This is a genomic window from Dolichospermum sp. LEGE 00240, from assembly GCF_015207875.1.
Classification (GTDB): Bacteria; Cyanobacteriota; Cyanobacteriia; order Cyanobacteriales; family Nostocaceae; genus Dolichospermum; species Dolichospermum gracile.
The window spans coordinates 1-13,337 of record NZ_JADEVZ010000057.1 but is presented as its reverse complement, the minus strand read 5'-3'; the positions used below and the strand labels follow the sequence as shown (position 1 = coordinate 13,337).

Below are 13,337 nucleotides of genomic sequence, written 5' to 3'. Positions count from 1 at the left end.
TTTTCTTGTGTCAACCTACGGGGTAATATCAAGATCATAAAACACAACTTTATTTAAAATATATTTATAGGTAATAAAAAATAAAGTTTTCTTATGAAAGATAAAATGTTTGTGATAAAATGAATCTAGTTTTATCAACTTACCAAAATTTTTGATAATGGCGACAAAAAACTAACTATGACTAATCTCTTACAACAAGCTTATGCTGTCGTCTCACGGCTACCTGAAGATGAACAGAATCAAATTGTTCAACTGATTTTCCAGCAATTAGCACAGCGTCAACAATTATTGCATCGAAAAAATGTAGATTTTATGCAATTTGCTGGTATTGCGAATGCTGAAGAAACTATACTTTTACAAAAGCTCGATCATGAGATTGAAGAACAAAGATTACTAGAGTTGCAAAGGCAAATTGAACTGTGAAAAAGTTATTTACGCTGTAACCATTTCCGGCAATAAATTAGGTGATACTGGCTCAAAATGTAACACCATAATTTGCTCTAGACGCAACCCAACAGATTCATAAGTTTTTCCATTGCGATCGCTAAATTCTACTTCAAACGCAGCACCATCGGCTAATAATTCAACTATTGTACCAACTTGACCACGTAACAAGTTATATTCAGGTAAATCCACTGTTAATGCTACTACGTCTAGTAATTGGGGCATACTTTTAGTCATCTAGAATTGTCTTTCCTTCTTCATATTGAGCTATTGCTTGTTCAATTATTTCATTACTCACATCTGTCAGATCAGATTTAGAATAAATTGTAGTGAGTATAATTCCTTGAGCATTTTTCAGATAATAAATCACCCTATATCCTCCACTTTTTCCTTTTTGAATGTTACTATTTTTAATACGAACTTTGAAAACTTGATATTTAATTCCCGCAATTCTATCTCCAGGAATTTCACCTGCTTGTAGTTGATCAATTAAAGGTTGAACATCACTACGAATTGAACGATAGCGTTTAGCCAGTTCTCTTAAATCCCTTTGAAAACGAGGAGTAAGAGCAATTTCAATTAGTAGTGGTTCATTATTATTCTGCATCTATTCCTTCCCACATTTGTGAAAGGGGTATAGTTTGTCCACTTAATGCTTCTTTTATTCCCTGATGAATACCTTCAATGACAATTTCTGTGGGTGTTTCTTCAAGAGATGAATTTTTCTCTAATTGGAAAATAGATTTTTGTAGTAATTGTAATGTATAAGTTTCCACAGAAAGTCCTTGCTGTTGTGCTTGCTGTGTTAAATACTGTTCTAATTCTGGTGGTAAGCTGAGGGTTAGTTTCATAAGTCTATTGTGGGTGATTTTATATAAGTAAAAAAATCTAAAAATTCTCCTATTTGTTGGTTATTTAAATTTGATAATTTTTGCAAGAGCCTATCAGCATTTATTTTTATTTCCTGCCATTTTTGATTTTGCTTTTCTGCTGTATATTCATTTCCAGGTCTACCTAATATTGTTAAAGCGATCGCAGTTACAAAACCAACACAAGCTGGTTGACTACTAAATAAATCTTTTCCTGATTTAAAATAACCTTCTATGTCGTCATCTTGATAGGATGCAAGTTTTACCATATTCAAATATTCTCCTACTGTAAATTGTACAACTACTGAGTAACAATTCAATTTGGTATCTTTAATAATATCTAGCTTTTCTACAATTACCATTGATATTTCCTCAATCTATGAATAAATATGACTATCAAATAACTGATTAAGATAGCAATCACCCCGTCCTACAATCATACCATTTTCTATAATTGATCGGATAACCTACACACCTACATTTAGGCATGAAACTGTAACCGAAACTGGAAAATACAAAGATACTGTCAACTTACCCAAAATCACCCATCAGGATATGATAATTAATGTTGGGTAACATACGTCAACCCAACCTACGGGGTAAAATTAAGATCATAAAACACAACTTTATTCACAGGATATTTATAGTATGGAATATCGCCGCGCCAAAGTGGCAGGAGGAACGTACTTTTTTACAGTGGTGACAGAGAAAAGACAAAAAATATTATGTTTACCAAACAATGTTTCTTTATTAAGAGATGCTTTTAGTTATGTAATGCAGAAACATCCATTTATTATAGATGCTGTTGTTATTTTACCTGATCATCTCCACTGCATTTGGACTTTACCAGAAAATGATCAGGATTTTTCTACCCGTTGGCGTTTAATTAAAAGTTATTTTAGTCGTCAATGTGAAACTATTTCACCAGAAAATATATCTATATCTAGAAAAAAGAAGAAACAACGGGCTATATGGCAATATCGTTTTTGGGAACATTTAATTAGAGATGAAATAGATTTTCTTTCATCACGTTGAATATATTCATTATAATCCTGTGAAACATGGTTTGGTAACAGCACCAAAGGATTGGGAATATTCAAGTTTTCATCGGGCTGTGCGTCAAGGTATATATGACATGATGTGGGGTGCGGGTGAGGAAATTATTTTTGATGATGATATTGGCAACGAGTAGGTTGGGCTGAATGAAATGAAACCCAACATTAATTATAAAATACGAATAAGTAGTGTTGGGTTTCGTTCCTCAACCCAACCTACGATTGCTATTATTGCACTAATAACCAGGAGTTAGTATGTGGTCAACATTAAATTCTTTGAATTTGTCACATCCTAAATGAGTTTCCTGCCACATTTTGACCAAAGAAGAAGATTGAATAACAACTCGTTTTTCAATTTGAACGTCAAAGTTAAAGAAATTCTCAACTGTTGCTGAATAATCACAAATCAGCTTTTCAAAATTTTTTATTGAGATTTCATTTTGAATCTTGTTGCCCAATTTATCTGTGATAACAAAGTCAATATTATCTTCTTTATCTCCCTGTAATTGAAAGCTTAACATAGTTTGGTCTGAATTGTGAAAAACAAATAATTCTTCTTTATAGAGAATATCAGTATCATAGAAAGTATAAGCTGTAGAACCTTTAGATGGTGGAATAAGGCTTCTGAGAAAAACTTTATATTTAATATTCTTTAAAAGTCTTTTTCGAGGTATGTTCCGAATGACCAATCTAAAACCATACTCTGGCAAGTATCCAAGCCTCGGTAGTCCTTCTTGTCTTACTGTCCACTTGAGTAGAAAATATTGGATTACAGGGAAAGCGAAAAAGGTTACTAATGCTAATACCTGACTAACTACCTGCTCCAAAAGTTTATCTATGCTCACCAATTTCTCTCCTATAGAAATAATAATTAAGACTCAAAGCATCGCCCGATTCATTTTCAATGCTTCAACAGTTCCTCTTCCTGTAGCTGTTAATCCTACCACTCTCACATCATCCCAGCGAAAGTTTTCTGTCCATACTTGTTGACGGGGATTAAAAATAGATACTTCTTTTTTTGTTTCTGGATCTGTTACTGTTTGTCTAGCAGATTTACGCAGTGAGCATGACACACAAGCAAGAGCTAAATTATCAGATGTTGTTCCACCACCAGCCACAACCGGAATAATATGATCTATGTGAAATGTTGCAGCTTGTCCTGCTTGAGACAAACAACAATATTCACACCTAAATTTTGCACGCTGCATAACTAATTGACGTAGCGAACTTGCAATTTTCCCCATTTATCCCGCCCGCATGATACGCTGAGAACGCAAGGAAAGCAAAGATAAAAATTCCGCCAAATCAACTAAACCTTCAGCTTCATTTCTTTCGGCTAAAGTCAATTCTTCCCCAGCATCTTGACGATCTAATAAAAATTGTAACCGTGCTTGCACAGCTTCAGGAAGTTGAAAATAAGTCAAACCAACGGGGATCTCAATTACTTCAGTCATATAATATTTCCCTACAGATGTGATCTATTGTCTGAAAGTATGACTATAAATATCTGATCAATATAGCGATGCCTTCGGCGAACAAAGCGATCGCTCACCGCACCCTACAATCATACCATCTCCTATAATTGATCGGATAACCTGCACACCTACATTTAGGCATGAAACTGTGACCGAAACTGGAAAATACAAAGATACCGTCAACTTACCCAAGACTAACTTCGATATGCGGGCAAACGCAATCAAGCGCGAACCCGAAATCCAAAAATTCTGGGAAGAAAACCACATTTATTCTCAACTGGCTGAAAACAATCCTGGCGAATTATTTATACTGCACGATGGTCCTCCCTATGCTAACGGTCAGTTGCATATTGGTCATGCTTTAAATAAGATTCTCAAAGATATTATTAACCGCTACCATTTGCTACAAGGTCGTAAAATTCGCTACGTTCCTGGCTGGGATTGTCACGGATTGCCTATTGAGTTGAAAGTTCTGCAAAATATGAAACAGGCAGAACGGCAAAATCTCACACCTTTACAATTGCGTCAAAAAGCGGCAGAGTTCGCACTGAAAACCGTAGACGAACAACGAGAAAGCTTTAAACGCTATGGGATTTGGGGTGATTGGGAAAATCCTTATTTAACCTTAAAACCGGAATACGAAGCCGCGCAAATTGGCGTTTTTGGGGAAATGTTCCTCAAAGGTTATATCTATCGCGGTTTAAAGCCTGTGCATTGGAGTCCTAGTTCTAAAACCGCCTTAGCAGAAGCTGAGTTAGAATACCCTGATGGTCACGTTTCTCGCAGTATTTACGCCGCTTTTCCGGTGGTGAAGGTTCCCGAAGGGTTAAAAGCTAGTTTGGATGGCTTCTTGCCTGATTTGGGCGTGGCTGTGTGGACGACTACACCCTGGACTATTCCCGGTAATTTGGCTGTGGCTGTGAATGGTGCGTTGGAATATGCGGTGGTGGAAGTAGAACCCCACCCCCTAACCCCCTCCCCGCAAGCGAGGAGGGGGGATGAGAAAGAGGAAGTTGCTTCCACCCCACAAGCAGGAAATGAAGAATTTACCTCCCCCTCTCTGCTTGCGGAGAGGGGGACTGAGGGGGTGAGGTTTCGATATCTCATCGTTGCGGCTGAGTTGGTGGAACGGTTGGCTGCGGTTTTGGATTGTGGGTTAACGGTAAAAGCCAAGTTCGCAGGGAAGGATTTGGAACATACTACTTATCGTCATCCTCTTTTTGACCGTGAAAGTCCGGTGGTGGTTGGTGGTGATTATATCACTACTGAGTCGGGGACTGGGTTGGTTCATACTGCGCCTGGTCATGGTCAAGAGGATTACATTGTTGGTCAGCGTTACGGTTTGCCGATTCTTGCCCCTGTTGATGATAGTGGTAATTTCACTGATGAGGCTGGTAAGTTTTCTGGCTTGAATGTTTTGGGCGATGGTAATCAAGCGATTATTGATGCTTTAAGCGAGGCTGGTTCTCTGTTGAAGGAGGAAGCTTATCCTCACAAGTATCCTTATGATTGGAGAACGAAGAAACCGACGATTTTCCGCGCTACTGAACAATGGTTTGCTTCTGTGGCAGGATTTAGGGAGGAGGCTTTAAAGGCTATTTCATCTGTGCGTTGGATTCCCGCACAAGGTGAAAACCGCATCACGCCGATGATAGCAGAAAGATCCGATTGGTGTATTTCTCGTCAACGTTCTTGGGGTGTGCCGATTCCGGTGTTTTATGATGAAGCGACTGGGGAAGTTTTGCTGAATGCGGACACGATTAACCACGTTCAAGCTATTTTTGCCGAAAAGGGTTCTGATGCTTGGTGGGAGTTGTCGGTAGAGGAGTTGTTACCGGAAACATATCGCAATAATGGCAAGACTTACCGCCGAGGTACAGATACAATGGATGTCTGGTTTGATTCTGGTTCTTCTTGGGCAGCGGTGGCGAAGCAAAGACCGGAGTTATGCTATCCTGTGGATATGTATTTGGAAGGTTCTGATCAACATCGGGGTTGGTTTCAATCTTCTTTGTTAACCAGTGTGGCGGTTAATGGCATTGCACCTTATAAAACTGTGTTAACTCATGGTTTCGTCTTGGATGAAAATGGACGGAAAATGAGCAAATCTGTGGGGAATGTGGTAGACCCTCAATTGATGATTCAAGGTGGGACTAATCAAAAACAACAACCTGCTTATGGTGCAGATGTTTTGCGGTTGTGGGTTTCTTCGGTTGATTATTCTGGTGATGTCCGGTTGGGTGGTAACATCATCAAGCAACTAGCTGATGTCAGAAATAAGATTCGCAACACGGCGCGGTTTTTATTGGGGAGTTTGCATGATTTTGATCCTCAGAAGGATGCTGTAGCTTTTGATGATTTGCCAGATTTGGATAAATATATGTTGCACCGCATTCGTGAGGTGTTTAATGAGGTGACGGAAGCTTTTGATAGTTTCCAGTTTTTCCGCTTTTTCCAAACTGTGCAGAATTTCTGTGTTGTGGATTTGTCGAACTTTTATTTAGATGTTGCCAAGGATAGATTATATATCAGTTCTGCTGATGCTTTCCGTCGTCGCAGTTGTCAAACGGTGTTGCAAATTGCTTTGGAGAATTTAGCTAGAGCGATCGCCCCCGTTTTATGTCATACTGCGGAGGATATCTGGCAATTTATCCCCTACGAAACAGAATATAAATCAGTGTTTCAAGCTGGTTGGGTGCAAGTGGATGATAAATGGGAAAATGCAGAATTAGCAGAATTTTGGAAAACACTGCGCCGCATTCGTGGTGATGTTAATAAGGTTTTAGAACAAGCACGGACAGAAAAGTTAATTGGTTCTTCTCTAGAAGCTATTGCTTTGATTTATCTGAGTGATGAAAAATTATCCACTGCTATTGAACCTTTGAATGTTAGCGGTAATGGAATCGATGAATTACGGTATTTATTCCTCACTTCCAGTGTGCAATTATTAGATACTCCTGATGCATTAAAAGGATTAAAAACTTTGCGGGTTCAAGGTGAGGATAATTGGGATATTGGCGTAGTCAATGCCGCAGATTACGAACATGATGGGAAATCTTATCACAAATGCGATCGCTGTTGGAACTATTCTCCCCATGTTGGTGAATCAGCAGAACATCCATTATTGTGTGAACGCTGTATTCCCGCTTTAGCTGGAGAATTCTAGAACAATAAGATCCCCGACTTCTGCCATCAATTTATAATTTGTTTATAATAAAAAAGAAGTCGGGGATCTGAATCTTCATTCATTACCATCTTTAATTATTATGGTCACACAATTATCTGTAGCTTTAGAAATTTTACCAATGGTATTGCAAATGCAACCAAATATTATCATGACTGATGATAATTTTTATGATTTCTGTCAGCTAAATCGGGATTTTCGCATTGAACGTAATCAAATAGGAGATTTATTAATTATGTCCCCCACAGGTTCAGAAACAGAGGAACGCAATTTTGACTTAATTGTTCAGTTAGGTGTTTGGACAAAGCAAAATGGTACAGGAGTGGGATTTGGTTCTAGTGGTGGTTTTACCTTACCCAATGGTGCAGTCCGTTCTCCTGACGCAGCTTGGATAAACCGCACAAAATGGGAAGCAATACCAGCAGAACAAAGGAAAAAATTTGCGCCTATTTGTCCTGAGTTTATTATTGAATTGCGTTCAGAAACTGATAATTTAAAGATTCTGCAAGAAAAGATGCAAGAATATATAGATAATGGTACACAATTAGGATGGTTAATTGATAGAAAACAACGGAAAATATTTATTTATCGTTTGATATTGCTGTGGAATTAGGAATTTGGAATAAACAAACAAAATTAGGTAAAGGTTTTGACTCTTCCACAGGTTTTAAACTACCAAATGGCAAAGATGTTTCTCCTGATATTGCTTGGATAAAAAAAGAACGTTGGGATAGTTTAACCTCAGAACAACAGAATAAATTTGCGCCTATTGCACCTGATTTTGTCATTGAATTACGTTCTGCCAGCGACAATTTAAAACCATTACAAGAAAAAATGCAAGAATATATAGATAATGGCGTTAAATTAGCTTGGTTAATTGATAGAAAACAACGGAAAGTATTTATTTATTGTCCTGGTCAAGCTGTGGAAGAACTAGATAATCCTCAAACATTAACTAGTGAAGATTTATTACCCGGATTTATTTTAGATTTAAGTCAGATTTGGTAATAAATAAGCCGGAAAACATAAATATTATAAAAACTCATAAATTTCTTAATTTATCCGTCTTTATCTGGGGTAAATTATTCTAAAAATTTTATTTAGGCATGAAAAAATTGGATTCCCGTGTTCACGGGATAATCTTCCACGCAAATCACAAATTAAACTTCTGTAGAACTTTGATAAACAACGTCTTTATCCCACTTTTCTTCTAATCTGGCGTGAAAAGAATTGGGTTGAATCAAACCATGAGAACCGAGACCATGTTCTGGTGGGGCGATTTTTTTAGCTAATTTTGCTAAAATCGGTTTCGGGACATTAGCAGTGTGACGTTGAGTTAATATAGGCATTTCTTGCCAACAACTGCGGCAAAACCAATAAGATTCAGTACCACGAATATGGTGTAAGAGTGAATCGGAACAACAAGGGCATTGAGGCATAATAGTTTTAAGTCCTTCTTTGCAAGTGTTTGGCTAAATGTAGTCATGTAATGAATTGAGATAAATTAAAACTTCTTATGTACATTCCTGAATTTTAACTCTCAAGGATGGGGGGATTGTGAGAATATTTGCAAGAACAATATATTACGTAATATTTCGCTATATTGCCTCTATATTTATTTACACTCTAAACTAGAGTAATCTTGAATGGAGGGTGTCATTGAGACATCTGGTAGGAAATCCCGTTCCCTCTTCTATATCCTGGCAACATCTTTAAACTGTCCGTGCATAAACAGAATGGGTTCTGAATTAAATAACAGTAGCTATTTAAGGAATCTCAGAATATGTTGGAAATTAAACGCAACCAAGAAAATAGCCAAATTACTCAAGAAGCTTTAGTATTACCCTTTAAATCAGTGGGAATTGTAGATATTCCCCTAGTAGGTGGTAAAAATGCCTCTTTAGGGGAAATGATTCAACAACTCAGTTCCCAAGGAGTGAAAGTTCCCACTGGATTTGCCACTACTGCTTATGCTTATAGATACTTTATTACGGCGGCTGGTTTAGAAGCAAAACTAAGAAAGATTTTTGCAGATTTAGATGTGGAGGATATGGATAATTTGCAAGAATGTGGCAAACAAGCCAGATCATTGATGTTAGAAACCCCATTTCCGCTAGAATTACAAGAAGCGATCGCTAAATCCTATCAGGATCTTTGTCAAGAATACGGTATTAATACTGATGTGGCTGTTCGTTCCAGTGCCACAGCCGAAGACTTACCAGATGCTAGTTTTGCGGGACAGCAGGAAACCTACCTCAACGTTCATGGCATCAAAGGTGTATTAGAATCTTGCCATAAATGCTTTGCTTCTATCTTCACAGACAGGGCAATTTCCTACCGACAAATCAGAGGTTTTGATCATTTTGAAGTAGCCTTATCAGTTGGTGTCCAAAAAATGGTTCGGTCTGATTTAGCATCTTCTGGAGTCATGTTTTCCATTGACACAGAAACAGGTTTTCAAAATGCCGCTTTAATTACCGCTGCTTATGGTTTGGGTGAAAACATCGTCCAAGGTGCAGTTAACCCAGATGAATATTTAGTATTTAAACCAACTTTAAAACAAGGATATAAACCCATCCTCCAAAAGCGGTTGGGAACAAAAGAAATTAAAATGGTTTATGATCTAGGCGGATCAAAATTAACCAAAAATATCTCCGTTCCTCAACTTGAACGTCATCAATTTGCCCTCAATGATCAAGAAATCCTCCAACTAGCTGAATGGACTTGTATCATTGAAGATCATTATTCCCAAGTCCGGGGAATATCCACCCCAATGGATATTGAATGGGCAAAAGATGGCATAACAGGTGAATTATTTATTGTCCAAGCTAGACCAGAAACAGTTCAATCGCAAAAATCAAAAACCGTCCTCAGAACTTATCAACTCCAAGAAAAAAGTCAAGTTTTATTAACAGGTCGCAGCGTTGGCGAAATGATTGGTCAAGGTAAAGCTAGAGTAATTTTAGATGTACCGGAAATTAATCTCTTTCAAGCCGGAGAAGTGTTAATTACTAACCGCACAGACCCCGACTGGGAACCGATTATGAAAAAAGCTAGTGCTATTGTCACTAACTCCGGTGGGAGGACTTGTCATGCATCAATTATTGCTAGAGAAATGGGTATTCCTGCTATTGTGGGTTGTGGAAATGCAACAGAAATATTACAAACAGGACAAGAGATTACTGTTAGCTGTGCCGAAGGGGAAACCGGTCAAGTTTACTCAGGTTTATTAAACTTTGAAATTCAAGAATTACCATTAGATAACTTACCGCGTACCCGCACTAAAATTATGATGAATGTGGGTAATCCTGAAGAAGCTTTAGGTTTGACAGCAATTCCTAATGATGGTGTTGGTTTAGCGAGAATGGAATTTATCATTGCTAACCATATTAAAGCCCATCCTTTAGCATTACTACATTTTAACGAATTAGAAGACGAACTTGCCAAATATAAAATTAGCGAATTAACGGCACAATATGAAGATAAAGCCGAATTCTTTATTGCTAAATTGGCGCAAGGGATAGGAACAATAGCCGCTGCTTTTTATCCCAAACCTGTAATTGTCCGGTTGTCTGATTTCAAAAGTAATGAATATGCAAACCTTTTAGGTGGTAGACAATTTGAACCAAAGGAAGAAAATCCCATGCTGGGTTGGCGTGGTGCTTCCCGTTATTATGATCCTCGTTATCGTGAAGGTTTTGCCTTAGAATGTCAGGCAATGAAACGAGTTCGAGAAGAAATGGGTTTAACCAATATGATTCTCATGGTTCCCTTTTGTCGCACTCCCGAAGAAGGAAAACGGGTATTAGAGGAAATGGCAAAAAATGGCTTAGTCAAAGGCGAAAATGGCTTAGAAGTTTACGTCATGTGTGAATTACCCAGTAACGTTTTATTAGCTGATGAATTTAGCCAAGTCTTTGACGGTTTCTCCATTGGTTCTAATGATTTAACCCAATTAACATTAGGATTAGATCGAGATTCTGAATTAGTTGCCCATTTATTTGATGAACGCAACGAAGCTGTGAAAAGAATAATAGAAAAAGCCATAACGACTGTTAAACAAAATGGTCGCAAAATTGGTATTTGTGGACAAGCACCTAGCGATTATCCAGAATTTGCTCGTTTCTTAGTTGAACAAGGTATAGATTCTATTAGTCTCAACCCTGATTCTGTGATTAAGACAATGTTAGAAATTGCGAAAGCAGAAACAGGGGAATAACTAATAGGTAAATCAAAAATCTGCGCTTTCTGTGTCTGAAGTGGGTTGAAAATAATTTATCTAACCACAGAGGACTCAGAGGAAGAAGGTTAGGAGAGAATTTTTCAATATTTTTACTTTCTTTGAAAGGGTTAGTTAACAGTAGGTAAAAAGTGAATTTAAATGTCCGTTATAGTCCAATACAATTCAGTCAAGAATTTTTCTTCTCTCTGTTACCTCTGTGCCTGAAGTGGTTCGTTAAAAAAAGATTTTTAAATTAGTGGAGTTGAATTTATTAATATGCAGTCTACTAATGTAGAGTTGGACTTATCTGATCCTTGTGTTTTGCTTACCACATTACAAGAACTTCGTCAATCTGTTGATGAAGAGGGGAGAGAAATATTTGAAAGATGGAAAAAGCAAATTCACCGACAATCTTTTATTAATAGTAGTCTCAATCTTGCCTATTATCTGGCACTGAGAAGACACGATTTACGACAACTGCAAGCGGCTTTAATGCCTTGGGGTTTGTCCTCATTGGGGAGGATAGAAGCTAAAGTTTTACCGACCTTAGATGCAGTGATTGCCACCTTACAGGCAGTTTGTGGCACAGATAATGATTCCATAATTATACATCCACCTTTGGAGGCATTTTTTGAAGGCGATCGCCTACTTCAACAAAATACCGAAGATTTATTTGGTAACACCCTCGATCACCGTCGCGTCAGAATCATGGTAACGTTACCAAATGCAGCCGCTACTAATTATGAATTCCTGCGAGATATAATTCGACAAGGAACAAACTGTGTGAGAATTAATTGCGCCCATGATACCCCCGTTGAATGGTTAGCAATGATTAACAATATCAAACAAGCAGAATTAGAATTAGAATCTGCTTGTAAAATTCTCATGGATTTGAGTGGTCCCAAAAACCGAATTAAATCTGTTCTTACCCCCAGTCCCAAACAACGAATATTTAAAGGTGAATCTCTCCTCCTTACCAATGAGTTACCCACTACTATTAACTCTGCATTTTTTCAAGCCAGTTGCACAATTCCCGAAGTATTAAAACAACTGACAATTGGGACAATAGTTTGGATTGATGATGGGCGGATTGGTGCTTATGTCGAGTCAATCACATCCCAGGGCGTGTGGTTGAAAATCACCCATGCCCGTCTCAAAGGTGAGAAAATATTACCAGAAAAAGGCATTAATTTTCCTGACACTGACTTACATTTGAGTTCTTTAACCACAAAAGATCAAGAAGATTTAGATTTTATTACCACCCACGCCAATCAAGTTGATATTATCGGTTATTCCTATGTGCAAACACCCGCAGATATTCAGCTTTTGCAACAAGAATTAGCGACGAGATTACCAGAAAATTGTCCCACACCCGCCATAGTTGCCAAAATAGAAACACCTTTAGCAGTGAGTAATTTGCCAGAATTAATTATCCAAGCCGCCGGCAAACAACCCTTTGGAATTATGATTGCCAGAGGAGATTTGGCGCTGGAAATTGGTTATCAACGGCTGGCGGAAATTCAAGAAGAAATACTCTGGTTATGTGAAGCTGCCCATATCCCCGTAATTTGGGCAACTCAGGTCTTAGAAAATCTTGTTAAACACGGAATGCCGTCACGGGCAGAAATTACTGATGCTGCCATGTCAGAACGGGCAGAATGTGTCATGCTCAATAAGGGTGATTATATTATTGAAGCTGTGGGCATTTTAGATGATGTCCTCACGAGAATGCAAGCCCATCAAGTCAAAAAAACACCCCAACTACGGGCTTTACATTCTTGGTAAGTAGGTTGGCGTTGAAAATTGTCGTTATGGCAAGGGAACAGGGAATAGGGAACAGGGAACAGGGAACAGGGAATAGGGAATAGGGAATAGGGAACAGGGAACAGCGAACAGGTTTTCAGCGATTTTACGTTTTTTTACACAGTTTGGTTTTATTGTGTATTCTGACTCCTGACTCCTACAGCAGTTTGAGATCAAACGCGGTACAAAGATGGTAAACTTTAAAGATGTAAAAAAAAGAAAATAATTGAGATATATGGCAGCAGCATATTCGACTGATATAAGACAAAAAATATTAAGTGCTTG

The 13,337-nt window shown here is 38.0% G+C and carries 13 protein-coding genes and 2 pseudogenes; 7 read left to right on the top strand and 8 right to left on the bottom strand.

Annotated elements, in window-relative coordinates:
- Positions 1–177: 177 nt before the first annotated feature.
- Positions 178–423 carry a hypothetical protein gene (locus IQ226_RS17545; RefSeq protein ID WP_193897396.1) on the top strand — a complete coding sequence of 82 codons (246 nt, stop codon included), beginning with the start codon at positions 178–180 and terminating at the stop codon, positions 421–423.
- Positions 424–432: 9 nt separating this feature from the next.
- Here IQ226_RS17545 and IQ226_RS17540 read toward each other — a convergent pair whose 3' ends face one another.
- From IQ226_RS17540 to IQ226_RS17525, 4 genes are read right to left on the bottom strand one after another with little or no spacing between them, the layout of a single operon-like run.
- The gene (locus IQ226_RS17540; protein ID WP_193897394.1) at positions 433–681 is read right to left on the bottom strand and encodes a DUF4926 domain-containing protein; all 249 of its coding nucleotides are present in this window, start codon (positions 679–681) and stop codon (positions 433–435) included.
- Positions 674–1,051 carry a type II toxin-antitoxin system RelE/ParE family toxin gene (locus tag IQ226_RS17535; protein ID WP_039202178.1) on the bottom strand — a complete coding sequence of 126 codons (378 nt, stop codon included), beginning with the start codon at positions 1,049–1,051 and terminating at the stop codon, positions 674–676. The genes IQ226_RS17540 and IQ226_RS17535 overlap by 8 nt, the downstream gene beginning before the upstream one ends.
- The gene (locus tag IQ226_RS17530; protein ID WP_193897392.1) at positions 1,041–1,295 is read right to left on the bottom strand and encodes a hypothetical protein; all 255 of its coding nucleotides are present in this window, start codon (positions 1,293–1,295) and stop codon (positions 1,041–1,043) included. Before IQ226_RS17530 ends, IQ226_RS17535 begins: the two co-directional genes overlap by 11 nt.
- Positions 1,292–1,675 carry a hypothetical protein gene (locus IQ226_RS17525; RefSeq protein ID WP_193897390.1) on the bottom strand — a complete coding sequence of 128 codons (384 nt, stop codon included), beginning with the start codon at positions 1,673–1,675 and terminating at the stop codon, positions 1,292–1,294. Before IQ226_RS17525 ends, IQ226_RS17530 begins: the two co-directional genes overlap by 4 nt.
- A 286-nt stretch (positions 1,676–1,961) precedes the next feature.
- Here IQ226_RS17525 and IQ226_RS17520 point away from each other — a divergent pair.
- Positions 1,962–2,505: pseudogene (locus IQ226_RS17520) on the top strand (transposase).
- A gap of 99 nt (positions 2,506–2,604) precedes the next feature.
- On the opposite strand, the gene IQ226_RS17515 reads toward IQ226_RS17520, so the two are convergent.
- From IQ226_RS17515 to IQ226_RS17505, 3 genes are read right to left on the bottom strand one after another with little or no spacing between them, the layout of a single operon-like run.
- The gene (locus IQ226_RS17515; protein WP_193897388.1) at positions 2,605–3,213 is read right to left on the bottom strand and encodes a hypothetical protein; all 609 of its coding nucleotides are present in this window, start codon (positions 3,211–3,213) and stop codon (positions 2,605–2,607) included.
- A 33-nt stretch (positions 3,214–3,246) separates the two neighbouring features.
- Positions 3,247–3,612, bottom strand: a complete 366-nt coding sequence (locus tag IQ226_RS17510) for an HNH endonuclease (RefSeq protein ID WP_193897386.1) — start codon at positions 3,610–3,612, stop codon at positions 3,247–3,249.
- Positions 3,613–3,822 (bottom strand): hypothetical protein, encoded by a 210-nt coding sequence (locus IQ226_RS17505; RefSeq protein WP_096666752.1) that lies wholly within the window; start codon positions 3,820–3,822, stop codon positions 3,613–3,615. It abuts the gene before it with no gap.
- A gap of 169 nt (positions 3,823–3,991) precedes the next feature.
- Here IQ226_RS17505 and ileS point away from each other — a divergent pair, with 169 nt between their 5' ends.
- The 3 genes and pseudogenes from ileS to IQ226_RS17490 all read left to right on the top strand — a co-directional run.
- The gene (gene ileS / locus IQ226_RS17500) at positions 3,992–7,009 is read left to right on the top strand and encodes an isoleucine--tRNA ligase (protein ID WP_193897384.1); all 3,018 of its coding nucleotides are present in this window, start codon (positions 3,992–3,994) and stop codon (positions 7,007–7,009) included.
- Positions 7,010–7,109: 100 nt separating this feature from the next.
- Positions 7,110–7,640, top strand: a complete 531-nt coding sequence (locus IQ226_RS17495; RefSeq protein ID WP_193897382.1) for a Uma2 family endonuclease — start codon at positions 7,110–7,112, stop codon at positions 7,638–7,640.
- A pseudogene (locus tag IQ226_RS17490) lies at positions 7,616–8,035 on the top strand (Uma2 family endonuclease); the annotation flags it as partial. The gene IQ226_RS17495 and the pseudogene IQ226_RS17490, both read left to right, overlap by 25 nt.
- A 152-nt stretch (positions 8,036–8,187) precedes the next feature.
- Here the strand turns inward: IQ226_RS17490 and IQ226_RS17485 are convergent.
- Positions 8,188–8,466 (bottom strand): hypothetical protein, encoded by a 279-nt coding sequence (locus tag IQ226_RS17485; RefSeq protein WP_193897380.1) that lies wholly within the window; start codon positions 8,464–8,466, stop codon positions 8,188–8,190.
- A 344-nt stretch (positions 8,467–8,810) separates the two neighbouring features.
- Here IQ226_RS17485 and ppsA point away from each other — a divergent pair, with 344 nt between their 5' ends.
- Together ppsA and IQ226_RS17475 are read left to right on the top strand one after the other, a co-directional pair.
- Positions 8,811–11,246 carry a phosphoenolpyruvate synthase gene (ppsA, locus tag IQ226_RS17480; RefSeq protein WP_193897371.1) on the top strand — a complete coding sequence of 812 codons (2,436 nt, stop codon included), beginning with the start codon at positions 8,811–8,813 and terminating at the stop codon, positions 11,244–11,246.
- A gap of 279 nt (positions 11,247–11,525) precedes the next feature.
- Positions 11,526–13,034, top strand: coding sequence for a pyruvate kinase (locus IQ226_RS17475; protein WP_193897369.1), 1,509 nt, complete (start codon positions 11,526–11,528; stop codon positions 13,032–13,034).
- Positions 13,035–13,337 lie beyond the last annotated feature (303 nt).

Excerpts from the sequence above, each read along its gene's own strand:
- IQ226_RS17545 (WP_193897396.1), top strand. The coding sequence starts at position 178 with ATGACTAATCTCTTACAACAAGCTTATGCTGTCGTCTCACGGCTACCT.
- IQ226_RS17540 (WP_193897394.1), bottom strand. The coding sequence starts at position 681 with ATGACTAAAAGTATGCCCCAATTACTAGACGTAGTAGCATTAACAGTG.
- IQ226_RS17535 (WP_039202178.1), bottom strand. The coding sequence starts at position 1,051 with ATGCAGAATAATAATGAACCACTACTAATTGAAATTGCTCTTACTCCT.
- IQ226_RS17530 (WP_193897392.1), bottom strand. The coding sequence starts at position 1,295 with ATGAAACTAACCCTCAGCTTACCACCAGAATTAGAACAGTATTTAACA.
- IQ226_RS17525 (WP_193897390.1), bottom strand. The coding sequence starts at position 1,675 with ATGGTAATTGTAGAAAAGCTAGATATTATTAAAGATACCAAATTGAAT.
- IQ226_RS17510 (WP_193897386.1), bottom strand. The coding sequence starts at position 3,612 with ATGGGGAAAATTGCAAGTTCGCTACGTCAATTAGTTATGCAGCGTGCA.
- IQ226_RS17505 (WP_096666752.1), bottom strand. The coding sequence starts at position 3,822 with ATGACTGAAGTAATTGAGATCCCCGTTGGTTTGACTTATTTTCAACTT.
- IQ226_RS17495 (WP_193897382.1), top strand. The coding sequence starts at position 7,110 with ATGGTCACACAATTATCTGTAGCTTTAGAAATTTTACCAATGGTATTG.
- IQ226_RS17485 (WP_193897380.1), bottom strand. The coding sequence starts at position 8,466 with ATGCCTCAATGCCCTTGTTGTTCCGATTCACTCTTACACCATATTCGT.
- ppsA (WP_193897371.1), top strand. The coding sequence starts at position 8,811 with ATGTTGGAAATTAAACGCAACCAAGAAAATAGCCAAATTACTCAAGAA.
- IQ226_RS17475 (WP_193897369.1), top strand. The coding sequence starts at position 11,526 with ATGCAGTCTACTAATGTAGAGTTGGACTTATCTGATCCTTGTGTTTTG.